26 protein-coding genes are annotated in these 24,598 nt (G+C 72.8%); 15 read left to right on the top strand and 11 right to left on the bottom strand.

Annotation, left to right across the window (positions count from 1 at the left end; all coding sequences use genetic code 11):
- Positions 1 to 84: 84 nt before the first annotated feature.
- The 3 genes from ACY1JF_RS11090 to rpmB all read right to left on the bottom strand — a co-directional run bounded on the left by ACY1JF_RS11090 (position 85) and on the right by rpmB (position 1,526).
- Positions 85 to 393, bottom strand: a complete 309-nt coding sequence (locus tag ACY1JF_RS11090) for a hypothetical protein (RefSeq protein WP_462704857.1) — start codon at positions 391 to 393, stop codon at positions 85 to 87.
- Between the two features lie 591 nt (positions 394 to 984).
- On the bottom strand, positions 985 to 1,290 hold the full coding sequence (gene rpsN, locus ACY1JF_RS11095; RefSeq protein ID WP_215174561.1) for a 30S ribosomal protein S14: 306 nt from the start codon (positions 1,288 to 1,290) through the stop codon (positions 985 to 987).
- Positions 1,290 to 1,526, bottom strand: a complete 237-nt coding sequence (gene rpmB / locus ACY1JF_RS11100; protein WP_215174563.1) for a 50S ribosomal protein L28 — start codon at positions 1,524 to 1,526, stop codon at positions 1,290 to 1,292. The genes rpsN and rpmB overlap by 1 nt, the downstream gene beginning before the upstream one ends.
- A gap of 71 nt (positions 1,527 to 1,597) precedes the next feature.
- Between rpmB and rpmG the strand changes: the two genes are divergently transcribed.
- The 5 genes from rpmG (at position 1,598) to ACY1JF_RS11125 (ending at position 3,935) form a co-directional block, all read left to right on the top strand.
- The gene (gene rpmG, locus ACY1JF_RS11105) at positions 1,598 to 1,762 is read left to right on the top strand and encodes a 50S ribosomal protein L33 (RefSeq protein ID WP_044382365.1); all 165 of its coding nucleotides are present in this window, start codon (positions 1,598 to 1,600) and stop codon (positions 1,760 to 1,762) included.
- 8 nt (positions 1,763 to 1,770) lie between these two features.
- A complete protein-coding gene (locus ACY1JF_RS11110) occupies positions 1,771 to 2,028 on the top strand; it encodes a type B 50S ribosomal protein L31 (RefSeq protein ID WP_462704858.1) in 258 nt (85 codons plus the stop codon).
- Positions 2,028 to 3,173: a CobW family GTP-binding protein gene (locus tag ACY1JF_RS11115; protein WP_462704859.1), complete on the top strand. Its 1,146-nt coding sequence runs from the start codon at positions 2,028 to 2,030 to the stop codon at positions 3,171 to 3,173. The genes ACY1JF_RS11110 and ACY1JF_RS11115 overlap by 1 nt, the downstream gene beginning before the upstream one ends.
- A 6-nt stretch (positions 3,174 to 3,179) precedes the next feature.
- Positions 3,180 to 3,413: a 30S ribosomal protein S18 gene (rpsR, locus tag ACY1JF_RS11120; protein WP_462704860.1), complete on the top strand. Its 234-nt coding sequence runs from the start codon at positions 3,180 to 3,182 to the stop codon at positions 3,411 to 3,413.
- A 279-nt stretch (positions 3,414 to 3,692) separates the two neighbouring features.
- Entirely contained in the window at positions 3,693 to 3,935 is a 243-nt protein-coding gene (locus ACY1JF_RS11125; RefSeq protein WP_462704861.1) for a DUF397 domain-containing protein, read from the top strand.
- A gap of 332 nt (positions 3,936 to 4,267) precedes the next feature.
- Here the strand turns inward: ACY1JF_RS11125 and ACY1JF_RS11130 are convergent, their stop codons facing one another.
- A complete protein-coding gene (locus tag ACY1JF_RS11130) occupies positions 4,268 to 4,750 on the bottom strand; it encodes an ATP-binding protein (RefSeq protein ID WP_462704862.1) in 483 nt (160 codons plus the stop codon).
- Positions 4,751 to 5,117: 367 nt separating this feature from the next.
- Between ACY1JF_RS11130 and ACY1JF_RS11135 the strand changes: the two genes are divergently transcribed.
- From ACY1JF_RS11135 to ACY1JF_RS11145, 3 genes are all read left to right on the top strand, one after another.
- Positions 5,118 to 5,942, top strand: coding sequence for a helix-turn-helix domain-containing protein (locus tag ACY1JF_RS11135; protein ID WP_462704891.1), 825 nt, complete (start codon positions 5,118 to 5,120; stop codon positions 5,940 to 5,942).
- A gap of 226 nt (positions 5,943 to 6,168) precedes the next feature.
- The gene (locus tag ACY1JF_RS11140) at positions 6,169 to 7,632 is read left to right on the top strand and encodes an aldehyde dehydrogenase family protein (protein WP_462704863.1); all 1,464 of its coding nucleotides are present in this window, start codon (positions 6,169 to 6,171) and stop codon (positions 7,630 to 7,632) included.
- Between the two features lie 434 nt (positions 7,633 to 8,066).
- Positions 8,067 to 9,176: a DedA family protein gene (locus ACY1JF_RS11145; protein ID WP_462704864.1), complete on the top strand. Its 1,110-nt coding sequence runs from the start codon at positions 8,067 to 8,069 to the stop codon at positions 9,174 to 9,176.
- 56 nt (positions 9,177 to 9,232) lie between these two features.
- On the opposite strand, the gene ACY1JF_RS11150 is transcribed toward ACY1JF_RS11145, so the two are convergent.
- A complete protein-coding gene (locus ACY1JF_RS11150; protein ID WP_462704865.1) occupies positions 9,233 to 10,903 on the bottom strand; it encodes a threonine/serine exporter family protein in 1,671 nt (556 codons plus the stop codon).
- A gap of 133 nt (positions 10,904 to 11,036) precedes the next feature.
- The gene (locus ACY1JF_RS11155) at positions 11,037 to 11,528 is read right to left on the bottom strand and encodes an inorganic diphosphatase (RefSeq protein WP_189422007.1); all 492 of its coding nucleotides are present in this window, start codon (positions 11,526 to 11,528) and stop codon (positions 11,037 to 11,039) included.
- 137 nt (positions 11,529 to 11,665) lie between these two features.
- On the opposite strand from ACY1JF_RS11155, the gene dacB reads away from it, so the two are divergent.
- The 6 genes from dacB (at position 11,666) to folE (ending at position 19,268) form a co-directional block, all read left to right on the top strand.
- Positions 11,666 to 13,249: a D-alanyl-D-alanine carboxypeptidase/D-alanyl-D-alanine endopeptidase gene (gene dacB, locus ACY1JF_RS11160; protein ID WP_462704892.1), complete on the top strand. Its 1,584-nt coding sequence runs from the start codon at positions 11,666 to 11,668 to the stop codon at positions 13,247 to 13,249.
- 67 nt (positions 13,250 to 13,316) lie between these two features.
- Positions 13,317 to 14,447 carry a zinc-dependent metalloprotease gene (locus ACY1JF_RS11165; protein WP_462704866.1) on the top strand — a complete coding sequence of 377 codons (1,131 nt, stop codon included), beginning with the start codon at positions 13,317 to 13,319 and terminating at the stop codon, positions 14,445 to 14,447.
- A 192-nt stretch (positions 14,448 to 14,639) separates the two neighbouring features.
- Complete coding sequence (gene tilS / locus ACY1JF_RS11170; protein ID WP_462704867.1) at positions 14,640 to 15,680, top strand: tRNA lysidine(34) synthetase TilS; 1,041 nt, start codon at positions 14,640 to 14,642, stop codon at positions 15,678 to 15,680.
- Positions 15,681 to 15,755: 75 nt separating this feature from the next.
- Positions 15,756 to 16,316 carry a hypoxanthine phosphoribosyltransferase gene (gene hpt, locus ACY1JF_RS11175; protein WP_462704868.1) on the top strand — a complete coding sequence of 187 codons (561 nt, stop codon included), beginning with the start codon at positions 15,756 to 15,758 and terminating at the stop codon, positions 16,314 to 16,316.
- A 174-nt stretch (positions 16,317 to 16,490) separates the two neighbouring features.
- On the top strand, positions 16,491 to 18,542 hold the full coding sequence (ftsH, locus tag ACY1JF_RS11180) for an ATP-dependent zinc metalloprotease FtsH (protein ID WP_462704869.1): 2,052 nt from the start codon (positions 16,491 to 16,493) through the stop codon (positions 18,540 to 18,542).
- A gap of 120 nt (positions 18,543 to 18,662) precedes the next feature.
- Positions 18,663 to 19,268: a GTP cyclohydrolase I FolE gene (folE, locus tag ACY1JF_RS11185; RefSeq protein WP_462704870.1), complete on the top strand. Its 606-nt coding sequence runs from the start codon at positions 18,663 to 18,665 to the stop codon at positions 19,266 to 19,268.
- A gap of 547 nt (positions 19,269 to 19,815) precedes the next feature.
- Here the strand turns inward: folE and ACY1JF_RS11190 are convergent.
- From ACY1JF_RS11190 to folP, 5 genes are all read right to left on the bottom strand, one after another.
- Positions 19,816 to 20,304 (bottom strand): DUF3180 domain-containing protein, encoded by a 489-nt coding sequence (locus ACY1JF_RS11190; RefSeq protein WP_462704871.1) that lies wholly within the window; start codon positions 20,302 to 20,304, stop codon positions 19,816 to 19,818.
- Positions 20,305 to 20,375: 71 nt separating this feature from the next.
- Positions 20,376 to 20,987, bottom strand: coding sequence for a 2-amino-4-hydroxy-6-hydroxymethyldihydropteridine diphosphokinase (folK, locus tag ACY1JF_RS11195; RefSeq protein WP_462704872.1), 612 nt, complete (start codon positions 20,985 to 20,987; stop codon positions 20,376 to 20,378).
- The gene (folB, locus tag ACY1JF_RS11200; protein ID WP_462704873.1) at positions 20,984 to 21,343 is read right to left on the bottom strand and encodes a dihydroneopterin aldolase; all 360 of its coding nucleotides are present in this window, start codon (positions 21,341 to 21,343) and stop codon (positions 20,984 to 20,986) included. Before folB ends, folK begins: the two co-directional genes overlap by 4 nt.
- Positions 21,344 to 21,579: 236 nt before the next feature.
- Positions 21,580 to 22,083 (bottom strand): nuclear transport factor 2 family protein, encoded by a 504-nt coding sequence (locus ACY1JF_RS11205; RefSeq protein WP_462704874.1) that lies wholly within the window; start codon positions 22,081 to 22,083, stop codon positions 21,580 to 21,582.
- Positions 22,080 to 22,964 (bottom strand): dihydropteroate synthase, encoded by an 885-nt coding sequence (gene folP, locus ACY1JF_RS11210; protein ID WP_462704875.1) that lies wholly within the window; start codon positions 22,962 to 22,964, stop codon positions 22,080 to 22,082. The genes ACY1JF_RS11205 and folP overlap by 4 nt, the downstream gene beginning before the upstream one ends.
- Before the next feature lie 337 nt (positions 22,965 to 23,301).
- On the opposite strand from folP, the gene ACY1JF_RS11215 reads away from it, so the two are divergent.
- Positions 23,302 to 24,504, top strand: coding sequence for a hypothetical protein (locus tag ACY1JF_RS11215; protein WP_462704876.1), 1,203 nt, complete (start codon positions 23,302 to 23,304; stop codon positions 24,502 to 24,504).
- Positions 24,505 to 24,598 lie beyond the last annotated feature (94 nt).

Here is a 24,598-nt window from a genome sequence, read left to right on the forward strand (position 1 = left end):
TCCTCTGGAGACGGGTGTGAACGGAGTCCCGGCGGTCGCCGGGAGAGGGACAGGGATCAGCAGAGGTTACCGGCCCGGCCCGGCTCAGGAATCCAGCCCCTCCGTCGGCAGCCCGCTCGGCAGCCCGGCGCCCTCGGCCTTGAGGTACGTCTCCGTCCCCAGGCGGCCCGCCCAGTCGACCTCCAGGGTGGAGCCGTCGACCGACGCGACCGTTCCGGACGCCCGGTCGGCCGTCCCGTCGGTGCAGGAGAGACGGATCGCGAGGGTGCCGCCGGCCTCGTCCACACTGCCGCTGCACACGGTCCCGCCCGTGGCGAAGAGCCCGGCCCGCTTCCCGGTGACCACCAGGGCGACCGCCTTGCCCCCGCCGGTGGTCAGCCAGCTGCCCTCCACCTCGTCGGCGCCGACGGCGGCGGACGACGGTCCCCCGGCGCCGCCCCCGCCGCCCGCTCCGCCGCCCGCCCCGCCACCGGAGGACGCCGACGCAGACGCCGATGCCCGTGCCGACGCCCGTGCCGAAGCGGACGCCGGAGCGGACGCCGGAGCGGAGGCGGACGTGGGCGCGGACGCCGACGCGGACACGGACGCGGAAGGAGCCGCGGACGCGAAGCGGGACACGGAGGCGGAGGCGGACGCGCCCCCCGCCGCCCCCTCGTCCGGACCGCCGCTGTCACCGCACCCGGTGAGCACCAGCGCACCCGCCACCCCGGCGGCCACCGCCACGCCCCGCGGACGCCCCCGCCCCCGCCGAGGCGCGGGACGCCCGCCCCCAGCCCTGGTCCCCGTACGCGCCCTGCTCCCGGAAGTCGCCGTACGCGCCGCGCCCCCGGGAGCCCCTGTACGCGTCGCACCCCTGGGAATTTCTGTACTCCCCGTACTCCCCGTACACGCCATACCGTCCACAGTCACCCACGTCATCCATGTCACCGGAAGCTCCAAGCTGCTGTAGCGGACGGCCGAGGGCGCCCCACGACAAGTCGCAAGCTACCAGGAGGACTTGCGTACCCCAGGGAGATGCCCGGCGTGCGCCTGTTCGCGCAGGGAGACGCGGGAGAGCCCGAACGTACGGAAGTAGCCGCGCGGGCGGCCGTCGGTCTGGTCGCGGTTGCGGACGCGGGTGGCGCTGGCGTCCCGGGGCTGGCGGCGCAGTTCCCGCTGGGCGGCGAGGCGTTCGGCGTCCGTGGAGGACGGGCGGCGGATGATCTCCTTCAGCTCGGCGCGGCGCGCGGCGTACCGGGCGACGGTCTCCTGGCGCTGCTCGTTCTTCGCGATCTTGCTCTTCTTCGCCATCAGACCTTCACTCCCCGGGCGCGGATCCGGGCCACGGCCGCCTCGACGCCGATCGTGTCGACGGTCTTGATCGCCTTGGTGCTCAGCCGCAGCCGTACGTGCCGGTTCTCGCTCGGCAGCCAGTAGCGCTTGGTCTGGATGTTGGGGTCGAAGCGGCGCGAGGTGCGCCGGTGGGAGTGGGAGATGCGGTTGCCGAAGCCGGGCTGGGCGCCGGTCAGCATGCAGTGCGCGGACACGGTGACGTACCTCTCGGTCAGTCCTGACGGACACGGCTGTTAATGGAATTCATTTTCAGTAAGATAGCAGCATGGCACGCAACGAACTCCGCCCGGTCATCAAGCTGCGGTCCACCGCGGGGACCGGCTTCACCTACGTCACCCGCAAGAACCGCCGCAACGACCCCGACCGGCTCACCCTGCGCAAGTACGACCCGGTCGCCGGCCGCCACGTCGACTTCCGAGAGGAGCGCTGAGCACCGCCATGCGCGAGGGAATCCACCCCGAGTACCGCCCGGTCGTCTTCCGCGACCGCGCCGCCGACTACGCCTTCCTCACCCGGTCCACCATGGCCGGCGAGAAGACGATCGAGTGGGAGGACGGGCACACCTACCCCGTCGTCGACGTCGAGATCTCGAACGTCAGTCACCCCTTCTACACCGGCACCGCCCGCGTCCTGGACACCGCCGGCCGCGTGGAGCGCTTCGAGCGCCGGTACGGCCGGACCGGAAAGCAGGGCTGATGCTCCCCGTGGTCATCGTCGGCGGACTGCACTCCGACGCCCGTCAGGCCGCCGTCGCCCGGCTGCTGGCCGACGTCCCCGGCAGCGTCGTCCTCCATCACGACCTGGCGACCGCCACCGCGGGCACGGTCGTGCGCACGGTCCGCGACGCCACCGGCCTGCTCTCCGCCGGGGAGGCGCCGCTGGTCGACGACTGCGCCTGCTGCGCCCTGCGCGAGGACCTGGTCCCCGAGCTGGAACGGCTCGCGGACGCCGGGACCGCCCCGCTGGCCGTCGTCGAACTGTGGGACTCCGTCGAGCCCAAGGCGATGGCCGAGGCGGTCACGGCCGGCGGCTTCACCGTCACCGGCGTGATCACCGCCGTCGACCCGGCGCTGGTGCTGCCGTACCTCGGCAACGGCGACGACCTCGCCGAGGGCGGCCTCGCCGCGGCCGCCACCGACCGGCGCACGGTCGCCGACACCTTCGCGCGGCAACTGGAGTACGCCCCCGTCCTGGCCGTCGCCGACTCCCCGGAGGCCGACGACGAGGACCGTGAGCTGCTGGCGCAGCTCCACCCGACCGCCCGCCGGGTCCCCATCGGCCACGGTGACCCGGCGGGCTCCTCCCCGGACCTGGTGCGGGCCGCGCTCGCCGGGTTCGACGTGGAGGCCGCGGCGGCGGCCCAGCACCCGGCCTGCGCCCTGCTGCCCGCCGAGGCCGACGCGCACGGCGTCGCGACCCTGGTGTGGCGCCGGCGCCGGCCCTTCCACCCGGAACGGCTGTACGCCGCGCTGGAGGACCTCACCTGCGCCGCGGCCCGCAGCCGGGGACGGTTCTGGCTGGCCGACAAGCCGGACACGCTGCTGCACTGGGACGCCGCGGGCGGGGCCCTGTGCGTGGAGGGGGCGGGCCCGTGGCTCGCCTCGCTGCCGGACGCGGCCTGGGAGATGGTGCCTCCCGTACGCCGGGCCGCCGCCGCCCTCGACTGGCACCCCGAGCACGGCGACCGCTGCCAGCACCTGGTCTTCACCTCACCCGGCCTCGACCGGGAGGGGCTCGTACGGCTGCTGGAGTCCTGCCTGCTCACCGACGCCGAGTACGCCGCCGGACCGGGCGCCTGGAAGCGGCTGCCGTCCGGCTTCGACACCCTCCTGGAGGTCTGAACCGCCGTGCCCCGCAAGAGCGACCGCAAGCCCGCCGGGCCCCGCCCGAACCCTCTGGACCAGGCGGGGGTCACGTACATCGACTACAAGGACGTCGATCTGCTCCGGAAGTTCATTTCCGACCGCGGCAGGATCCGCAGCCGCCGGGTCACCCGCGTCACCTCCCGGCAGCAGCGGCGGCTCGCCGCGGCGATCAAGAACGCGCGGGAGATGGCGCTGCTGCCCTACGCCGGTCGCTGACCGCCGCGGCGTCGTCACCGCGGCCCCGTTCGCATCAGGGACCCGCCTGACCAGGCGGGTCCCTGATGTTGTTGCATGATCAACAAAAGCCGGGGCAGACGCGGGAACGACCGGCGACGGCCCGGCGTCCTCCACAGGACGGGGCTGTAACCGAGGGACCACCCCCCGTGCACGTGCATTTGCGCATGCAGATGCACGTGAACAGAGCTATGATCCGCATCAGTTGACCAATGCATCAATGGCCACACCAGCCACTAGTGCGACTCCGGGGAGCGGCCTGTGAACCACGAGGTGTACAACGGCATCGCCGCGACGCGACTGCACGGAGTGGCCTGGCAGAAGAGTCGGCACAGCAACTCGCAGGGGTCCTGCGTGGAGTTCGCGCTGCTGCCCGGCGGGGACGTCGCCGTGCGCAACTCCCGCTTCCCCGACGGTCCGGCGCTGGTCTACACGCGCGGCGAGATCGAGGCGATGCTGCTGGGTGTCAAGGACGGGGAGTTCGACCACCTGGTCGCGGGCTGACCGCACCGCACCGCCCCGGCGGCGCGCGCCGCGTACGCCCGTCGGCCCCGCGACGCGTGTCTGCCCCGGCCCCAGCCTGCCCCGGCCCGCGCCCGCCGTGACCCGGGCCCGCCGGGGCGTACTCGCCGCGACGCGCCCGCTGTGAGGCGCCCGCCGCGCCTGCCGCGCCCGCCCGTCAGCCCCGCGACGCTCCCGCCGTCACCGCCGTCACCGCCGTCACCGCTCCCGAGACGGCCCGGGCGCGTCCGCCATGCCGCCCGCAGGAACACGCGGCCCGGATGCGTCCGCCGCGACGCGCGTAGAAACCCGGCGCGGCGAAGGGGTGCGGCGGGTCACTCGACGGGCGGGTCCGGCAGCCGGAACAGCGCCCAGACCACCTTGCCGTGCAACGTGCCCGCCAGCGGGTACCAGCCCCAGCCGTCGCTGAAGGACTCGACGAGGAACAGGCCGCGGCCGGACTCCGCCACGAAGTCCTCCGTCCCGTGGGTCACCGGGCTGTCGTGGCTCGGATCGCGCACCGCGCACACCAGTCGCTCGGTCCAGCGCATCAGATGCAGCCGCACCTGGCCCGGCCCGTCCGCCGGCTGTGTGCCGCAGGGCGGCAGCGCGTGCCGCAGGGCGTTGGTGACCAGTTCGGAGACGACCAGGCAGATGTCGTCGAACCGGTCGCCCGTGTGCCAGCCGTCGAGGGTGCGGCGGGTGAACCGGCGGGCCTCGCGCACCGCTTCGTAACGGGACGGCAGGGCGCAGGAGGCGGCGCTGGAGACGTGGGCGGGGTCCAGCGGCGGAAGGCCCTGCCTCAACGGCTCGAGCATGGTCGATCCATTCGTCCCCATGCGAGGCACTCCCGGGAGTTCGCGGTCGTAGCGATGCGGCGCGGTGGTGCGGCACCATGGTTTCGGATGCGTAGGGCAGATGCAAGGGCAGATGCACGTGCACGTGACCGAAATGGGCCTGCGCGTACCGCTTGTTGGTCAAATTTTCCACCATCTTCACCTCTCATCCTGAGTGCCGCCTCCGAGACTCCTTGCCACTGCCTGTGCGTTTTCTTGGCGAGGTCTCCGTTTCCGTAACCGGACGAGTACTGCTCGAAGTGTTTTAGTGGCAGACTTCGGCCTCTGAAGACGGTTGGGGAGGCTGGCGAACGTGAGCGCGGGAGAGCCCGGATCGGTGGTGCGGCGCATGCTGCTCGGATCACAACTCAGGCGACTGCGTGAGGCGCGGGGGATCACACGGGAGGCGGCGGGCTACTCGATCCGCGCCTCGGAATCGAAGATCAGCCGCATGGAGTTGGGCCGGGTGAGCTTCAAGACACGCGATGTGGAAGATCTGTTGACGCTGTACGGCATCACCGACGAGCAGGAGCGCGCGTCCCTTCTGTCACTGGCCAAGGAGGCCAACGTTGCGGGCTGGTGGCACAGTTACTCGGACGTGCTGCCCAGCTGGTTCCCCACCTACGTGGGCCTGGAGGGCGCGGCCTCCGCCATCCGCGTCTACGAGGTGCAGTTCGTGCACGGGCTGCTGCAGACGCCGGAGTACGCGCGCGCGGTGGTGCGCCGCGGGGCGCGCGGCGCGAGCGATGCCGACGTCGAGCGCCGGGTGAGGCTGCGCCTGGAGCGCCAGAAGTACCTGGTGGCCGAGAACGCGCCGGAGTTCCACATCGTCCTGGACGAGGCCGCGCTGCGCCGCCCCTACGGCGACCGCGAGGTGATGCGCGGCCAGTTCCAGCACCTGATCGACATGTCCGAGCGGCCCAACATCCGCCTCCAGGTGATGCCGTTCGGCTTCGGCGGCCACTCCGGCGAGTCCGGCGCGTTCACGTTGCTGAGCTTCCCCGAGTCGGACCTCTCCGACGTGGTCTACCTGGAGCAGCTCACCAGCGCGCTGTACCTGGACAAGCCCGAGGACGTCGCCCAGTACGAGAAGGCCCTCGAGGAGCTCCAGCGGGACAGTCCGGGGCCGGACGAGAGCCGCGACATCCTGCGCGGGCTGCTCCAGCTCTCCTGAGGGCGCCGGACGGCTCCCGGCGGCTCCCGGCGACATGCGACGGCTCCCGGCGGCGTGCGACGGCTCCCGCCGGTGCCTGGCGGCGCGTGCCGGTGCGCGACGGCGCCTGATGGCGGAAGGAAGCGCCAACTCCCTTTGCTCCTAAGTAGGATGCCGCGTGGACGGACCGTGAAGGTGACCGGTCGCCGGCTCCGCCTGCCCCGGCAGCAAGGGATTGAGGGATCGCATGTCGTCGTCGTACTTCACCGACCTGGCCCAGCAGTACATCGGTGGCGAGTGGCGCTCCGGCTCGGGGTCCTGGGACATCATCGACTTCAACCCGTACGACGACACCAAGCTCGCCGCGATCACGATAGCCACCGTCGACGAGGTCGACGCCGCCTACCGGGCCGCCGAGCGCGCCCAGCGGGAGTGGGCGCGGACCAACCCGTACGCCCGCCGCGCGGTGTTCGAGAAGGCGCTGCGGATCGTGGAGGAGCGCGAGGGCGAGATAGCCGAGGCGATCACCGCCGAGCTGGGCGGCACCCGCACCAAGGCCGGCTTCGAACTGCACCTCGCCAAGGAGTTCCTGCGCGAGGCGGTCCACCTGGCGCTGCGCCCCGAGGGCCGCATCCTGCCCTCCCCGACGGAGGGCAAGGAGAACCGCGTCTACCGCGTCCCGGTCGGCGTCGTGGGCGTCATCAGCCCCTTCAACTTCCCCTTCCTGCTCTCCCTGAAGTCGGTCGCCCCCGCCCTCGCCCTGGGCAACGGCGTCGTCCTCAAGCCGCACCAGAACACCCCGGTCGTCGGCGGCACCCTGCTCGCGAAGATCTTCGAGGACGCCGGACTGCCCGGCGGCCTGCTCAACGTCGTCGTCACCGACATAGCGGAGATAGGCGACGCCTTCCTCGAACACCCGGTTCCCAAGGTCATCTCCTTCACCGGCTCCGACGAGGTCGGCCGCCACGTCGCCACCGTCTGCGCCGCGCGCTTCAAGCGCTCCGTCCTCGAACTGGGCGGGAACAGCGCCCTGGTGGTCCTCGACGACGCCGACCTCGACTACGCCGTCGACGCGGCCGTCTTCAGCCGCTACGTCCACCAGGGCCAGGTCTGCATGGCCGCCAACCGGGTCCTGGTCGACCGCTCGGTGGCCGAGGAGTTCACGGCGAAGTTCGTCGCCAAGGTGAAGACCCTCAAGGCCGGCGACCCGAGCGACCCCGAGACCGTCATCGGCCCGCTGATCAACTCCCGCCAGGCGGACGCCGTCGCGGGCGTCGTCGAGCAGGCGCTCGCCCAGGGCGCGACGGCCCTGGTGCGCGGCGGGCGCACCGACAACCTGGTCGAGCCGTCCGTGCTCACCGGCGTCCCCGCCGACTCGGCCCTGCTGCGCCAGGAGGTCTTCGGACCGGTCGCCTTCGTCGTCCCCTTCGACGACGAGGAGGAGGCGGTGCGCCTGGTCAACGACACCCCCTACGGCCTCAGCGGCGCCGTGCACACCGGGGACGTCGAGCGCGGGGTGCGCTTCGCCAAGCGGATCGACTCCGGGATGTTCCACGTGAACGACGGGACCGTGCACGACGAGCCGATCGTGCCGTTCGGCGGCGAGAAGCACTCGGGCCTGGGCCGGCTCAACGGCGACACCATGCTGGACGCCTTCACCACCCACAAGTGGATCTCGGTGCAGCACGGCCGGAGCGGCTTCCCGTTCTGAGGGCCGCCGCGGCTGCCGGGGGAGCCACGGAGCGGACACGCGCCGTGCCGCACAGTGGACGCGCCTTTGCCGCGTACCCCCATCGTGGCGGGGAGGGGCGGGCGACCTGGCGGAGACCGCCCGGGAACCGGTGGCGCTGAACACCGCCGCGGGCCGTCCCAGGGCCGGTCCCGCCGGCGTCGACGCACTTCCGCGAGTCCCCGACCGGATCCACGACGCGACGCGCCCCGGCCTCGCCGAGCACCTCGAGGACGCGGTCACGGCGGACGCGGACCGCCGCGCCGGGTGATCCCGGCCACTCACAGCCCGGTCCGAGGGGGCCACAGCGCATCCTGGCCCCACCGGTGGAACCCGGGGTGGGCACAAGGCGTTGATAGCTTTGTGCGGCCGTATCCGAACGCCTCACCGCCCTCATCCCTCAGGAGCCCGGAACCGTGACGACGCTTGCCCTCGGCCCGAGCTGGCTGGATCCGAACTATCTCCTCGACACGTTCGGCATCTGGGGCCTGCTCCTCATCGTCTTCGCCGAGTCGGGCCTGCTCATCGGGTTCTTCCTGCCGGGCGACTCACTGCTGTTCACCGCGGGACTGCTGATCACCTCCGAGCAGCTCGACTTCCCGCTGTGGGGGGCGATCGCGCTGATCTGCGTCGCCGCGATCCTCGGTGACCAGGCCGGCTACATGTTCGGCAAGAAGGTCGGGCCGTCCCTGTTCAAGCGCCCGGACTCCCGGCTGTTCAAACAGGAGAACGTCACCAAGGCGCACGAGTTCTTCGAGAAGTACGGTCCCAAGTCCCTGGTCCTGGCCCGCTTCGTGCCCGTCGTGCGCACGTTCACGCCGATCATCGCCGGTGTCAGCGGCATGCGGTACCGCTCGTTCCTGACCTTCAACGTGATCGGCGGCGTCCTGTGGGGCGCGGGCGTGACCCTGCTGGGCTCCTGGCTGGGCGGCATCGACTTCGTCAAGGAGAACATCGAGGCGATCCTCATCCTGATCGTCCTGGTCTCCGTCGTCCCGATCGCGATCGAGTTCCTGCGCGCCCGCTCCAAGAACAAGAAGAACCCGCCGCAGGACCCGCGGCAGCGCCACGAGCCCCCGGCCCGCCACGAACCGCCGGTCATGGACGACGCCACCACCCAGCTGCGCCGCGTCCCCCAGGCCGACCAGCCCCCGCGGCAGCAGCACCACGGGAACGCCACCCCCGACCGGCAGCCGTACGCCCAGCAGCCGTACGCCCAGCAGTACCCGCAGCAGCAGTACCCGCAGGGTCACGGCCAGCAGCAGTATCCGCAGGGCCAGGGTCAGCAGCAGTATCCGCAGGGCCAGGGTCAGCAGCAGTACCCGCAGCAGCACCCGCAGGGCCACGGTCAGCAGCAGTATCCGCAGCAGCAGCACCCGCAGGGCCACGGTCAGCAGCAGTATCCGCAGCAGCACCCGCAGGGCCACGGTCAGCAGCAGCACCCGCAGCACCCGCAGCACCCGCAGGGCCACGGCCAGCAGCAGCACCCCCAGAACGGACAGAACCCGTACAACCAGGGGTACTGAACCGCCCCGGAGCGGGCGCGGGGCTCGCCGCCCACCGCCCGCCCGCCTGAAGGCCCCTAAAAACCCCGCGTCCGCTTCGCCGCCCGGCGCCCCGCCGCGCTCGCGGCCCCCGGCACCTTCAGGAACAGCCGCGAGATCTCCGACCCCAGGTTCACCCCGATGGCGATCGCCATGGCGAGGGCGACCGCCTTCGACAGGGACACCAGTCCCCGGTCCACCTCGCTCTGCGCGATCGCCAGCAGCCCGAAGTACGTCGCCGAGCCCGGCAGCAGCGGCCCGATCGCCGCCGTCGTGTACGGCAGCGCGGACGCGAACCGGTACCGGGACATCAACTGCCCGAACAGCCCCACCAGACCCGCCGCCGCGGCCGTGGACGCCACCGGCGAGATGTCCCCGGCGTAGTGCATCGCCCCGTACACGCACCAGGCCACACCCCCGTTGAGGGTCACCACCAGCACGGTGGACCGTTCCTGCTGGAGCAGGATGGCGAACGCCAGCGACAGCAGCATCGACGCGATGATCTGCACCACCGGGTCGTCCCCGGTCCCCAGCGCCGCGTCGGGGTTGAGCTCGGCGCCGAGCTGGACCCCGAAGTACAGCACCACCAGCACCCCGGCGACGATGCTGACGAAGAAGTACAGCACCTCCAGGAGCCGCGCCGCCGCGGTGATGTAGAAGCCGGTCAGACCGTCCTGCACCCCCGCGACCAGCGCCCGCCCCGGCAGCAGCGCGAACAGCCCACCGGTGATGACCGCCGACGCCTTCACCTCCACGTGGGCGAGGGTCAGCGCGATCCCGAGCGCCGCCGGCGGCATCGCGGCCACCGCGAACTGGTAGAACTCCGGCAGCCCGCGCCCCGCGCAGTACCACGCCAGCCGGTCGCCGAGCATCGCGCCGAGCATCGCCGCCACGAAGACCACCAGGTCACCGCCGACCAGCAGCGAGGCCGCACCGGCCAGCAGACCGCTCGCGGAGGTCAGCACCCAGGTGGGGTACGGGTGCCGGTTGCGGCGCATCTCCGCCAGCCGCCGGTACGCCTCCTCCAGCGAGACGTGCGTCTCCGGGTCGCTGAGGTCGTCCACCAGCTGGAACACCGCCGCGAGCCGCGTGTAGTCGGTGCCCCGGCGGCGCACCGTCCGCGACGCCGTCACCGGGTCGTCCACCAGGGAGGGCTGGTGCGAGATCGACAGCAGGGTGAAGGTGACGTTCGGCTCACAGCGGTCCAGGCCGTAGGAGCGGCAGACCGCGAACATCGCGGCCTCCACGTCCTCGGCGCCCTCGCCGCCCGCCAGCAGCAGCTCGCCGATGCGCAGCGTCAGGTCCAGCACGCGCGGCACGGCCGGGCCGGTCTCGTCGTCGTGCCGCTGGGGCGCCTCCGGCGCGGGCCGCTCGGCCACCGGCATCCGCAGCATCGTGCGCATCCGGTCCTGCCAGGGCACGTCCTGGGCGAGGTTCACCGCGGGCATGCCGCTCGGCGGCGTGAAGGCGCTCGCGCCGTACGGCTCCGCGGACGCCGGCTGCGGCGCGTCCAGCCCCTTTGGGATCGCGAACTCCGACGTCACCTCGGACTCGCTCGGGCCCGTCCGGGGCACGGCGAGCCCCTCGGGCACCGCGAACTCGGACGTCGTCGACGACTCCCCGTCGGCCGGTGCCGCGACCCCGCTGGGCGGCCGGAAGGCGCTCCTCGCCTCGTCCGACTGCGGCTTTCGGTCCTCCGCGTCCGTCACCTGTCCCAAGCTCCCTGCGACCACAACCTCCGATAGCCCTCAGTATGCGCACATAAACACCAACGGGCCGCACGCGTCCGCGTACGGCCCGTTACCCGTCTCACGCCCCGCGAGGCGTCAGAGGCGGCGGGGGTCAGTGACCGCCCTGCTCCTTGAACCGCTTGTAGGAGCGCTCGATCTCGGCCTCGGCGTCCGTGCGGCCCACCCAGTTGGCGCCCTCGACCGACTTGCCGGGCTCCAGGTCCTTGTAGACCTCGAAGAAGTGCTGGATCTCCAGCCGGTCGAACTCCGAGACGTGGTGGATGTCGCGCAGGTGCTCCACCCGCGGGTCGGTCGACGGCACGCACAGCAGCTTGTCGTCGCCGCCGGCCTCGTCCGTCATCCGGAACATGCCGATCGCGCGGCAGGTGATGAGGCAGCCCGGGAAGGTCGGCTCGTCCAGGATGACCAGCGCGTCCAGCGGGTCGCCGTCCTCGCCGAGGGTGTTCTCGACGAAGCCGTAGTCGGTCGGGTAGGCGGTCGAGGTGAACAAGCGGCGGTCCAGGCGGATACGACCGGTCTCGTGGTCCACCTCGTACTTGTTCCGCGAACCCTTCGGGATCTCGATCGTGACGTCGAACTCCACCGGACGCTCCTCCATGATCAGCACACAGTTCTGGTGGTTAAGTGTCCCTCACGCAGGTACATGATCGCGAAAGGGGCTGGTCGACCGTGCCGGAACCGAGACCGTGGCGGTCCGCCGGACCGCGTGTCGCGCGCGCCGTGGACGCCGTACGCCCGGGTGTGGCGCGCGCCGTGGACGCGGTACGCCCGGGTGTGGCACGCGCCGTGGACGCGGTGCGTCCGCGTCTCGCACGCGCCGCGCGGGCCGCCGGACCGCGGATCGCGCGGCCGGCCCGGGCCGCGGCGGCCCGGATCACGGGGCCGCGGACCTGGCGGTACACCGCGGGTGCCGCCACCGCGGGGCTGGCGCTGGCCGCCGGCGCGGTGACCGTCGCGGGCCCCTGGGATTCCACCGGCCAGCGTACGGCCGAGCGTGACCGGGCCGTCGCCCAGCGGCACACGGGTGACGCGGATCACGGCGGCACCGCCGCCCACGGCCCGCCCCGGCCCGCCCCGAGCGCCGGCGCCGTCCTGGCCGGCCTCGACGGCGACCGCGCCACCGGCGCCGGCCGGGCGGCCGGGGGCACCCCCCTCGCCGACGTCCTGGACCCCCTGCTGGAGGACTCCGCGCTCGGCGACGGCCGCGCCGCCTCGGTGGTCGACCTCGCCACCGGCGCGCGCCTGTACGGCACCGGCGCCGGCGCCTCCCTCACCCCCGCCTCCACCACCAAGATCGCCACCGCGGTCGCCGCCCTCACCGCCCTCGGCCCCGACCACCGCCTCACCACCCGCACCGCCCTGGAGGCCGACACCGGCGAACTCGTCCTGGTCGGCGGCGGCGACCCCACCCTCACCGCCCGCGAGGACGCCGAGGGCCCGGCCAGCCTGCGCACCCTCGCCGCCGAGACGGCCGAGGCCCTCAAGAAGCGCGGCGTGCGCGAGGTGACGCTGTCCTACGACACCACGCTCTACGCCGGCTCCGGGGCGCACCCGATAGGGGTCAACGACAACCTCGCCACCGTCACCGCCCTGATGGCCGACGAGGCCCGCACCGACGGCTCCACCAGCGGCCCCGCCCCGCGCGAGAGCGACCCGGCGCAAGCCGCCGCCCGCGCCTTCGCGGACCTCCTGGCCGAGCGCGGCATCGAGGCGTCGCCGCCCGGCCCCTCCAAGGCGACCGGCCGCGCCGACACCCTCGCCACCGTCTCCTCCCCGCCGCTGTCGGCCCTGGTCGAGCGGATGCTGACCGACAGCGACAACGACCTCGCCGAGGCCCTGGCCCGGCACACCGCCGTGGCGAGCGGGAAGAAGGCCGACTTCCAGGGCGCCGCCGCCGCGGTCGCCGCCCGGCTGAAACAGGCCGGGGTGTCCGTCGCGGGCGCCTCGTTCCACGACGGCAGCGGGCTCGACCGCGCCGACCGGCTCACCGCCGGCCTGCTCACCGGCCTGCTGGCCGCCGCCGCCGACCCCGGCCGCCCCGAGCTGCGCCCCGTCCTCACCGGGCTGCCCGTCGCCGGCTTCACCGGCACGCTCAGCAGCCGCTACACCGACGGCGCCGCCGGCCTCGTACGCGCCAAGACGGGCACGCTGACCGGCGTCAACACCCTGGCCGGCACCGTCGTCACCCAGGACGGCCGGGCGCTCGGCTTCGCCTTCCTGGCCTCCGGCACCACCGACGCCCAGGCCGCCCAGGCGGCCCTGGACCGCATGGCGACCGCCCTCGCGGAGTGCGGCTGCCGCTGAGCGGGGCGGGCTCCCGTCCGCCGCGCACGGCCTGCCCCCGGCGCCGGGGCTCACGTACGGTTGACGCATGACGAGCATCGGTGGTGCTGCTTCTTCCGGGATGGTCGACTGGAACCTCGCGGTGGCGACCGCGACCCGCCTGGTGCGGCCGGGCCCCGAAGTCAGCCGCGACGAGGCCCGGGCCGTCGTCGCGGAACTTCGCCGGCACGCCAAGGCATCCGAGGAACACGTCCGCGGGTTCACCCGCATGGTCTCCGAGGAGGACGCCGGCACCCCCGTCCTCGTCGTCGACCGCCCCGGCTGGGTGCGGGCCAACGTCGCGGGCTTCAGGGAACTGCTCAAACCCCTGCTGGACAAGATGGAGGAGCGCCGGAGCACTTCGGCCGGCGGCGCGGTCCTCGGCGCCGTCGGAGGCAAGGTCACCGGCGTCGAACTGGGCATGCTGCTGTCGTTCCTGTCCTCCCGGGTCCTCGGCCAGTACGAGACCTTCGCCCCCGCCACCCGCGACCTGCCCGCCGGCGACGGCGGCGGGCGGCTCCTGCTCGTCGCCCCCAACGTCGTCCACGTCGAGCGCGAACTCGACGTCGACCCCCACGACTTCCGCCTGTGGGTGTGCCTGCACGAGGAGACCCACCGCACCCAGTTCACGGCCGTGCCCTGGCTGCGGGACCACCTCCAGGGCGAGATCCAGTCGTTCCTCGGGGAGACCGACGTCGACCCCATGACCGTCCTCGAACGCGTCCGCGAGGCCGCCCAGACCCTGGCCGGGGGGCGCCCCGAGGGCGAGGAGGACGACGGCGGACGCTCGCTCGTCGAACTGGTGCAGACCCCGGCCCAGCGCGAGATCCTCGGCCGCCTCACCGCCGTGATGTCCCTGCTGGAGGGCCACGCCGACTACGTCATGGACGGCGTCGGGCCGCAGGTCGTGCCGACCGTCGGCGAGATCCGCGAGAAGTTCCAGCAGCGCCGCGCCAAGGGCGCCTCCCGCCTCGACCAGGCCCTGCGCAAACTGCTCGGCCTGGACGCCAAGCTGCGCCAGTACCGGGACGGCGAACGCTTCGTGCGGGCCGTCGTCGACGAGGTCGGCATGGACGGCTTCAACCACGTGTGGACCTCGCCCAACACCCTCCCCACCAGGACGGAGATCGCCAAACCGGCGGACTGGATCGCACGGGTGCACCGCAAGCCGGAGTCGTGAAACCGGGCCCGCGTCGTGAAACGGGGAGTGCGCGGCAGAGCAACACCCCTATCAATCACCCGTCCGAGGGACCGTGAGGCCCCGGCGGGCGTGCGATGCTCGGGGAACGGCCCGTTTCTGTCACCATCTACACACTCTGCGTGACCGGTCAGCGGGCATCCCCCCAAGAAAACTTCATGAAGGGCACCGGACATGGGTCCCCATCCTGCGGTCGCGGCGATACGCCTGGCGGTCCGCCGCGTCCTCCACGACATCCTCACCGAACACCACGGCCGGCATCCCGCCCACGCCTGCTCCCCGGCACCCGGGCGCCCGGCACCGCCCCCGCTCGTGCTGGTGGCGTGCTCCGGCGGCGCCGACTCCACGGCGCTCGCCTCCGCCCTCGCCTTCGAGGCGCCCCGGCTCGGCGTCCGCGCCGGCGGCGTCACCGTCGACCACGGCCTCCAGCCCGGCTCCGACCTGCGCGCCGAGGAGGTCGTCCAGCGGCTGCGCGCGCTCGGCCTCGACCCGGTGGAGTCCGTCGCCGTGACCGTCGGCCGCGACGGCGGCCCCGAAGCGGCGGCCCGCGACGCCCGCTACGACGCCCTGGACGCCGCCGCCGAACGGCACGGCGCCGCCGCCGTCCTGCTCGGCCACACCCGGGACGACCAGGCCGAGACGGTCCTGCTGGGCCTCGCCCGCGGCTCCGGCATCCGCTCCCTGTCGGGCATGGCCGCGGTCTCGGGGGCCGGCGGCCGCTACCGGCGCCCCTTCCTCCAGCTCGACCGGCAGACCGCCCGCAAGGCCTGCATGGCCCAGTCCCTCCCGGTCTGGGACGACCCGCACAACACCGACCCCGCCTACACCCGCTCCCGGCTGCGCCACGAGGGCCTGCCCGCCCTGGAGAAAGCCCTCGGCAAGGGCGTCGTCGAGGCCCTGGCCCGCACCGCCCGGCTCTCCCGCGACGACGCCGACGCGCTCGACGGCTGGGCCCGGCAGGCCGAGGCCGGCGTCCGCGACGCCGCGGGGTTCCTGGAGTGCGGCAAGCTCCACGCCCTGCCGCCCGCCGTGCGCCGCCGCGTCCTGCGCCGGGCCGCCATCGAGGCGGGCGCCCCGGCCGGCTCCCTCTTCGCCCGCCACATCGAGGAAGTCGACAAGCTGATCACCGGCTGGCGCGGCCAGGGGGCCATCAACCTGCCCGGCAAGGTCGTCGCCCGGCGCCAGGGTGGCAGACTGGTGATCCGGCAAGGCTGAGGCCGACCGCCCGGAACAGACCCCGGCGGCCGGACCGGACAGCCGGAGGCCGTAAGTGCGGGACGACCGAAAGTGATGCGGGTGGACGCGAACGACATGGGTGCCGATCTCCAGCAGGTACTCATCACCAAGGAAGAGATCGACGCGAAGCTGGCCGAGCTGGCGGCGAAGATCGACGCTGAGTACGCGGGCAAGGACCTGCTCATCGTCGGGGTCCTCAAGGGCGCGGTGATGGTCATGGCCGACCTCGCCCGGGCCCTGTCCACCCCGGTCACCATGGACTGGATGGCCGTGTCCTCCTACGGCGCGGGCACCCAGTCCTCCGGGGTCGTACGCATCCTCAAGGACCTCGACACCGACATCAAGGGCAAGCACGTCCTGATCGTCGAGGACATCATCGACTCCGGGCTGACCCTGTCCTGGCTGCTGTCCAACCTCGGCTCGCGCGAGCCCGCCTCCCTGAAGGTGTGCACGCTGCTGCGCAAGCCCGACGCCGCCAAGGTCGCCATCGACGTGGAATGGGTCGGCTTCGACATCCCCAACGAGTTCGTCGTCGGCTACGGCCTCGACTACGCCGAGAAGTACCGGAACCTGCCGTTCGTCGGTACGCTCGCGCCCCACGTCTACGGCGGCTGACCGGCCCACGCGGGGCGGCCGGGAACCCCGGAGCCCCTCGCGCCGTTGGAGCATGCAGACGGGGATGCCAGTCATCCCGTGCGGCTGCGGGCCGCCATGCTGGGGTACCGTCAGAAGAACTGTCTTATCAAACTCACTATGGCAGGAGGGACGGGGCGGCACCGCTCCGTGTGGATGGACGTGAAGCGATACTTCCGTGGGCCGGTCATGTGGATCGTGCTGGCCGTCCTTGCCGTGGTCGTGTTGATGCAGGTCGTCGGCTCGTCCGGCGGCTACAAGACGGTGGACACAGGCCAGGTCGTCCAGGCGATCAACCAGAACAAGGTCGAATCGGCCAAACTCACCACCGGCGACGAGCAGACCGTCAAGGTCCAGCTCAAGGAGGGTGAGAAGGTCGAGGGCAGCTCGAAGATCCAGGCGAGCTACATCGGCGATCAGGGCGTGGACATCGCCAACACGCTGCAGAACAAGTACCAGGACAAGCAGATCCCGGACGGCTACACCGTCTCGCCGTCCAAGCAGAACCCCTTCGTCGGGATCCTGCTCTCCCTGCTGCCCTTCGTCCTCATCGTGGTCGTCTTCCTGTTCCTGATGAACCAGATGCAGGGCGGCGGCTCCCGGGTGATGAACTTCGGGAAGTCGAAGGCGAAGCTCATCACCAAGGACACCCCCAAGACGACGTTCGCCGACGTCGCCGGGTCGGACGAGGCCGTCGAGGAGCTCCACGAGATCAAGGAGTTCCTCCAGGAACCGGCCAAGTTCCAGGCCGTCGGCGCCAAGATCCCCAAGGGCGTCCTGCTCTACGGTCCTCCCGGCACCGGCAAGACGCTGCTGGCGCGGGCCGTCGCGGGCGAGGCGGGCGTCCCGTTCTACTCGATCTCCGGTTCCGACTTCGTCGAGATGTTCGTCGGCGTCGGCGCCTCCCGTGTGCGTGACCTCTTCGAGCAGGCCAAGGCGAACGCCCCGGCGATCGTCTTCGTCGACGAGATCGACGCGGTCGGCCGCCACCGCGGCGCCGGCCTCGGCGGCGGGCACGACGAGCGCGAGCAGACCCTGAACCAGCTCCTCGTCGAGATGGACGGCTTCGACGTCAAGGGCGGCGTGATCCTCATCGCCGCGACGAACCGGCCCGACATCCTCGACCCGGCGCTGCTGCGCCCCGGCCGCTTCGACCGGCAGATCGCCGTCGACCGCCCGGACATGCAGGGCCGCCTGGAGATCCTCAAGGTCCACCAGAAGGGCAAGCCGGTCGCCCCGGACGTCGACCTGTCGGCCGTCGCCCGGCGCACCCCCGGCATGACCGGTGCCGATCTCGCCAACGTGCTGAACGAGGCCGCGCTGCTGACGGCCCGCAGCGACCAGAAGCTGATCGACAACAAGATGCTCGACGAGGCGATCGACCGCGTCGTGGCGGGCCCGCAGAAGCGGACCCGGATCATGTCCGACAAGGAGAAGAAGATCACCGCGTACCACGAGGGCGGACACGCCCTGGTCGCGGCGGCCTCACCCAACTCCGACCCGGTCCACAAGATCACCATCCTGTCCCGGGGCCGCGCCCTGGGCTACACGATGGTCCTGCCGGACGAGGACAAGTACTCCACCACCCGCAACGAGATGCTCGACCAGCTCGCCTACATGCTGGGCGGCCGGGCGGCCGAGGAACTGGTCTTCCACGACCCGACCACCGGCGCGGCCAACGACATCGAGAAGGCCACCGGTCTGGCCCGCGCGATGGTCACCCAGTACGGCATGACCGAGCGGCTCGGCGCGATCAAGTTCGGTGGCGACAACACCGAGCCGTTCCTCGGGCGTGAGATGTCTCACCAGCGCGACTACTCGGAAGAGGTCGCGGCGCTGGTCGACGAAGAGGTCAAGAAGCTCATCGAGACCGCGCACAACGAGGCGTGGGAGATCCTGGTCGAGAACCGCGACGTCCTCGACAACCTGGTGCTGGCCCTCCTGGAGAAGGAGACGCTGGGCAAGGAGGAGATCGCCGAGATCTTCGCGCAGATCGTGAAGCGCCCGGCCAGGCCCGCCTGGACCGGCTCCTCGCGCCGTACGCCGTCCACCCGTCCGCCGGTGCTCTCCCCCAAGGAGCTGGCCCTGACGAACGGAGCCAACGGTTCCACGGCGGCGATCACCGCCAAGAGCACCACGGTCAAGAGCACGACGACGGAGCCGTCCCCGGCTCCGGAGCGCGCCCCGGAGGACCGCCCGGAGAGCTGACCGCTCCGTCCGAGGTCCCACCAGGACCGGAATGACTGCCGCGCCCCCCAGGTTCTAGCCTGGGGGGCGCGGCAGTCCCATATGCCGCCGAGCAGGACAGTGACAGGAACGAGGCACCACATGACCGACCCCGTGACGCTGGACGGCGAGGGTTTCATCGGCGAGTTCGACGAGAAGCGCGCCGAGAACGCCGTACGCGAACTGCTGATCGCGGTCGGCGAGGACCCGGACCGCGAGGGGCTGAAGGAGACTCCGGCGCGGGTGGCACGGGCGTACCGGGAGCTTCTGGCCGGTCTGCGGCAGGAACCCGAGGACGTGCTGACGACCACGTTCGATCTGGGGCACGACGAAATGGTCCTGGTGAAGGACATCGAGATCGTGAGCCTTTGCGAACATCACCTGCTGCCGTTCCACGGCGTGGCCCACATCGGGTACATCCCGGCCGAGACCGGCAAGATCACGGGCCTGTCCAAGCTGGCGCGGCTGGTCGAGGTGTTCGCCCGGCGGCCGCAGGTGCAGGAGCGGCTCACCACGCAGGTGGCCGACTCCCTGATGAAGATCCTCGAAGCCCGTGGCGCGATCGTCGTCATCGAGGCCGAGCACATGTGCATGTCGGTGCGGGGGGTGCGCAAGCCCGGCGCCAAGACCACGACGTCCGCGGTGCGGGGCCAGCTCAGGGACTCCACGACCCGGGCCGAGGCGATGAGTTTGATACTGGCGCGCTGACCCCATCGCCAGGGGAGCCGACGCCTTCCTCGGCCGGTGAGCTGTTCACCGGCCGAGGGGAGACCGGCGGTGTACGGACAGCCGGTGAGGGCCGGTGGTGTACGGGCTGCCGGGCGGACAGCCGGTGAGGGCCGGTGGTGTACGGGCGGCCGGGCGGACAGCCGGTGAGCGTCGTCGCGGGCGCGCGGCAGGCCGGGGGCGCCGAGGCGGGGGACGAGCCCGGGAGTCCGGACGGGGCGCGCACAGCGCCGACGGGAGTCGTCGGGGTGGCGGCGGCGTCGAAGACCCGTGAGGTCGTCGGCGTGGTGACCGACCGGATGGTGTCCGCGGTGGCGGCGGTGGGGCGGGAGCCGTGGACCTCGGCCGGGTGGGTGTCCGCGGTGGCGGCGGGCGTGGACGGCCCGCCCGTCGCGACCGGGCCGTCCACGCCGGCCTCGCCGTCCCGCGGCCGGTGCCGGGCCCCTCGCCCGCCACGGCCGCCGCTCGGCCCGGGCCCGGGGTCCCCGGTCGACGGGTGTGTGACGAGGCGGCCGCGGGAGGTCTGGCGTCACGCCGCCGAGGCCGCGCCCCGGGGGTTGTCGTCCTCGTCCTCCGGGAGCTTGCAGACGCGTTCCAGGAAGAGGGCCGCCGCTATCACGCCGATGGCCGCCAGGACGGCGAAGCCGGCGTAGACGGCCTGGTCGCGGCGGGCGGGGACGTCGAGCTGTTCCAGCAGGAAGACGCAGGTGCCGCCGTACATCCCGGCGACCAGGGCGGCGACCAGGGCGCTGGCCTGGCCGAAGACGACCGCGCGGGCCGCCATCAGGGGGTCGACGCCCTTGGCGCCGGGCACCCGGTCGCGCTGGGCCCTGAGGCGGGCGCGCAGGGAGAGGGCCGTGGCCAGCAGGACCACGGCGATCAGGGCCAGCACGATCGGGGCGGCCAGGGGGACGCTGGGCAGCGTCCCGACCGAGTTCCACAGGCGGGCGCCCGCCCAGGAGAGGATCCCGGCCACGACGAAGACGCCGGCCAGCACCCTGATGCGCAGCTCTTTCACGGTGTCCCTTCGGTTCCCGCGCGGGGTCGTCCCGGCCGTCCTCGCACGTGTCGTCGTGCTGACCTTAACGACTACTCGGGCAGCCGGAGTTCCAGGTCGGCGCGGGGGGACACGCCCTCGCGCCCGACGGCGTCCAGGAGGTCGGCGACCGGGCCGCGGCCGGGGAGCGTGGCGTCGGGGTCCACGTCGTGCCAGGGGGCGAGGACGAAGGCGCGCTCGTGGGCGCGGGGATGGGGCAGGGTGAGCCGCGGGTCGTCGGAGACGACGTCGGCGTAGGCGATGATGTCGACGTCCAGGGTGCGCGGGCCCCAGCGCTCCTCCCGTACGCGGTGGAAGGCCTCCTCCACGGCGTGGGCGCGCTCCAGGAGGGAGGCCGGGGGGAGGGTGGTCCTCAGGATCACGACCGCGTTGAAGTACGAGGGCTGGGTGCCGGGGTCGACGCCCCACGGCTCGGTCTCGTAGACGGGGGAGACGCCCTTGACGCGTACGCCGGGGGTGTCCTCCAGCGCGTCGACGGCGCCCTGGAGGGTCTCCAGCCGGTTGCCCAGGTTGGCGCCGAGGGCGAGCACGGCGCGCTTGGGGTTGGACAGCGTGGTGTCGGCGGCGTCGACCCGGTCGACGACCGAGGCGGGCACCGGCTGGACGGTCGGGTCGCTGGGGCCCTTGAGGAAGGGGGCGCTCATACACGGCTCCGGGTGATGGTGACGGTCACGTCGTCGAACGGGACGGTGATCGGGGCGTCCGGTTTGTGGACGCAGACCTCGACCTCCTGGACCCCCTCGTGCTTGAGGCAGACCTCGGCGATCCGCTCGGCGAGCGTCTCGATGAGGTTGACGGGCTCGCCCCCGACGACGGCCACGACCTCCTCGGCCACGATGCCGTAGTGCACGGTCTTCGTCAGGTCGTCGTCGGCCGCGGCCGGCCGGGTGTCCAGGCCCAGCACGATGTCCACGAGGAAGGTCTGGCCCTCCTCGCGCTCCTTGGGGAAGACACCGTGGTGCCCGCGGGCCTTCAGGCCGCGCAGCGCGACACGATCCACGCGATCACTCCTGCAGTCGTCGGTCTCGGCCGGTCCCCCGCCGGATGCGGACGGCACCCGGACCGGACTCGAATCTACCCGCGGGCACCGACAGCGCCGGGCCGCGGGGGCCGTCGGCCGGGCGCGCGCCGGGAGGTTTCACCGTGTGTTCCCCCGGGCGGGGGCGGTCGCTCACCGGCTGGTAGCCGTCCATACCCACCGGTCGGTGATGCCAACCACTTTTCCGGCCCCGGCACTCAGGAGGGTGTCTCCTCCGCGTCCTCCTCGTCGCTCTCCGCCAGGACGGGCGAGCCGTGGTGGGACCAGATCTTCCAGCCGGCGGGGGTGCGGCGGAACACGTTGGTGGCGACCACGAGCTGTCCGACCAGCGGTCCCAGTTCCGCGCCCGCCTCGGGGGCGGGGCCGCCGCTGAGGATGTTCTCGGTGCAGGTGACCACGGCGGTGTCGCCGGTGACGGAGACGTGGGTGTCGGTGAGGAAGAACTGGATGTAATCGGTGTTCGCCATGATCAGCGCGTAGGACCTGAGCACCTCGCCGCGGCCGGTGAGGACCGGCCAGCCGGGGTGCACGCAGGAGACCACGCCGGTGTCGGCCGGGTCGTGGTAGGTCTCGTCGACGCCGAGGTCGGACGGGGCGAGCCAGAGGTCGCTCAGCTCTTCGAAGGCGCCCTGCTCCACCGCCTCGTAGAAGGCGGTGTTGGCCGCCTCGACCTGCTCCACATCGAGGTGGGGGGCGTTCACCTGGTTCCTTCCGTGTCGTGGGCCGCGGCCTCTTCCACGGCGCGGGCGACCCGTACGGCGTCGGCGGTGGCGCGCACCTCGTGCACCCGCACCGCCCAGGCGCCGGCCCGGGCCGCGAGCGCCGACACGGCGGCGGTGGCGGCGTCGCGCTCCCGCGCGGGCGGCACGGCGCCGTCGGGTCCGGCCAGCACCCGGCCGAGGAACCGCTTGCGGGAGGCGGCGACGAGCAGCGGACGGCCCAGTCCCAGGAGCCGGTCGAGGTGGGCGAGCAGGACCAGGTCGTGCTCGGCGTCCTTGGAGAAGCCGAGGCCGGGGTCGACGATGACGCGGTCCGGGTCGATGCCGCCCTCCACGACGGCCGTCACGCGCGCGTGCAGCTCGTCGGTGACCTCGGTGACGACGTCGTCGTAGGAGCCCCGGACGTTGCCGCCCGTCAGCAGGCCGCGCCAGTGCATGACCACGAAGGGGGCGCCGGCGTCCGCGACCACCGGGATCATCCGGTCGTCGGCGAGGCCGCCGCTGACGTCGTTGACCAGGGCGGCACCGGCCGCGAGGGCCTTCTCGGCGACGGCGGCGCGCATGGTGTCGACGGAGACCGTGACGCCCTCGGAGGCCAGGCCGCGCACCACCGGCACGACCCGCCGCAGTTCCTCGGCCTCGTCGACCCGGGTGGCGCCGGGGCGGGTGGACTCGCCGCCGACGTCGATCAGGTCCGCGCCCCGGGCGACCAGGTCGAGCCCGTGTTTGACGGCGGCCGTCGTGTCGAACCAGCGACCGCCGTCGGAGAAGGAGTCGGGGGTCACGTTGACGACCCCCATGACCGCGCAGCGGTCCCATGTGGTGAGTCCCGCCACGTGGCGGGGGCCGGTCTGCTTGCTCATGTGTTCAGCGTAGGCCCAGCGGGCGGCCGCGCTCCGCCGCGGGCCGGGGTGCGGACGGGCCGGGGTACGGACGGGTCGGCGCGGGCGTGCGGGCGGGCGTCCGGGGCGGGCGCGGAATCGGGCGGGCCGCCTTTCCGCGCGGTTAATGAGAAGCGGCCGGTAATAAATGATCTTGATCAAATGATGTCGCGTCCGCGACGCGTCCGCCGTTTGTTTCCTGATGTCCTGTGAACACTTCTGAGGCAGCTGTCTTTTTGCGGGGTCGAGGCGTCAAGAATCGCCTACGCGCGGTAAGTTTCTGGCCATGCCACGTGGACGTCACCGCCATTCCCCGCCCTTGCACAGGCTGCTTCCCCCGTCGGCGATCGCAGGCGTCTCCGTCGTCTGCGCCGTGGGCCCCTGGGTGTTCAGCGAAACGCTGGTGCTCCGCGCGCTGTCCGGGGCCGCCGCGGTGACCGCGGTGCTCGGCGCGGTCGTGATGCGGCACTGGGACACCCAGGCGGGCCGGCGGGTCGCCGACCTCACGCGCGCGCGGGCGAGCGACGAGTGGCGTTTCGAGGAACGCGTGGCCGAACTGGAATCCGACCTGGAGGAGTCGCGCGAACTGCGCGGCAAGCTGGAACAGCGGCTGCGCGCCAAGCGCGCGGAACTGGCGAGGCTGCGCAACGAGCACGCCGAGCTGCTGCGCCGGTACGCCACGGCGGAGACCGAGCGCGCCAGCGCCCTGGAGGGCCGCCGGCGGCTGGAACTGGAGACGGTGGCCCCGTCGCCCGCGCTGCCCACGGCTCGTACGGCGGCGCAGGCCGCGGCGGGTACGGCACCGGAGGCGCCGGGGGCGCCGGGGGCGTCGGAGGGCGGGGAGGCCGAGCGGCGTGCGGCGGCTCCCTCCGTTGTCTCCGTCTTCTCGCCGGAGGGCGCACGGCTGTTCCTGCGGGCCAGGACGGCGCTGGCGCGGCTGGACGCGGAGGCGGCGGGGGCGGACGCCGACGGCGACGGCGGCATCCGGCCGGGCGCCGACGGGAACGGCGGTGACGACGGGGACGGTGGCGGCGGTGGCGTCGGCCGCCCGGCCGACGCGGCGGCCGGGCCCGCCCCGGCGGACGGGGCGGCGGACGGCGCCGAGGCGGCCGGCGGGCACGAGCGCGCGGCGGGCGCCGCCGCGCCGGACCAGCCCGCCCAGCCCACGCGGCGGGCCCTGGGCCACTTCACCGTGCCGACCGCGGTGGCCGTCGTCCCGGCCGCGGCACCCGCGCGGCGCCCGGCCGTCGAGGGCGGTTTCGACTTCTTCGGCAACAAGAGGCCGCAGCCCTCCGGTCCGGGGGAGGAGGGCGGCTCCGCCGGCGCCGTGGCCTCCGTGCAGAACGAGGACCTCGCCGACGTGGTGGGCCAGGAGGCGCTCGCCCTCCACAAGGCCGAGGCCGAGGCCGGGTTCAAGCCGGCCGGCGCGGAGTCGCGGGGGGTCGGCCAGGTCGTCGACCTGACGGCCCACGACGAGACCGAGCAGATCGACATGGAGGGGCTGCGCAGCGCGGCGTCCTGACGGATCCCCGCCGCGGTTCCGCCCTGCGGTTCCGCTCTGCGGTTCCTCCGGTTTTGCCCCGGTGCCGCTCCGGTCCCGTTCCTGGGCCTGTTCC

The sequence above is a fragment of the Streptomyces sp. SYSU D01066-1 genome, assembly GCF_054956795.1.

Bases quoted from the DNA above. Each gene is read 5' to 3' on its own strand.
- rpsN (WP_215174561.1), bottom strand. From the start codon at position 1,290: ATGGCGAAGAAGAGCAAGATCGCGAAGAACGAGCAGCGCCAGGAGACC.
- rpmG (WP_044382365.1), top strand. From the start codon at position 1,598: ATGGCACGCAACGAACTCCGCCCGGTCATCAAGCTGCGGTCCACCGCG.
- ACY1JF_RS11110 (WP_462704858.1), top strand. From the start codon at position 1,771: ATGCGCGAGGGAATCCACCCCGAGTACCGCCCGGTCGTCTTCCGCGAC.
- ACY1JF_RS11115 (WP_462704859.1), top strand. From the start codon at position 2,028: ATGCTCCCCGTGGTCATCGTCGGCGGACTGCACTCCGACGCCCGTCAG.
- ACY1JF_RS11130 (WP_462704862.1), bottom strand. From the start codon at position 4,750: ATGCTCGAGCCGTTGAGGCAGGGCCTTCCGCCGCTGGACCCCGCCCAC.
- ACY1JF_RS11135 (WP_462704891.1), top strand. From the start codon at position 5,118: ATGCTGCTCGGATCACAACTCAGGCGACTGCGTGAGGCGCGGGGGATC.
- ACY1JF_RS11140 (WP_462704863.1), top strand. From the start codon at position 6,169: ATGTCGTCGTCGTACTTCACCGACCTGGCCCAGCAGTACATCGGTGGC.
- ACY1JF_RS11165 (WP_462704866.1), top strand. From the start codon at position 13,317: ATGACGAGCATCGGTGGTGCTGCTTCTTCCGGGATGGTCGACTGGAAC.
- tilS (WP_462704867.1), top strand. From the start codon at position 14,640: ATGGGTCCCCATCCTGCGGTCGCGGCGATACGCCTGGCGGTCCGCCGC.
- hpt (WP_462704868.1), top strand. From the start codon at position 15,756: ATGCGGGTGGACGCGAACGACATGGGTGCCGATCTCCAGCAGGTACTC.
- ftsH (WP_462704869.1), top strand. From the start codon at position 16,491: ATGGACGTGAAGCGATACTTCCGTGGGCCGGTCATGTGGATCGTGCTG.
- folE (WP_462704870.1), top strand. From the start codon at position 18,663: ATGACCGACCCCGTGACGCTGGACGGCGAGGGTTTCATCGGCGAGTTC.
- folK (WP_462704872.1), bottom strand. From the start codon at position 20,987: ATGAGCGCCCCCTTCCTCAAGGGCCCCAGCGACCCGACCGTCCAGCCG.
- folP (WP_462704875.1), bottom strand. From the start codon at position 22,964: ATGAGCAAGCAGACCGGCCCCCGCCACGTGGCGGGACTCACCACATGG.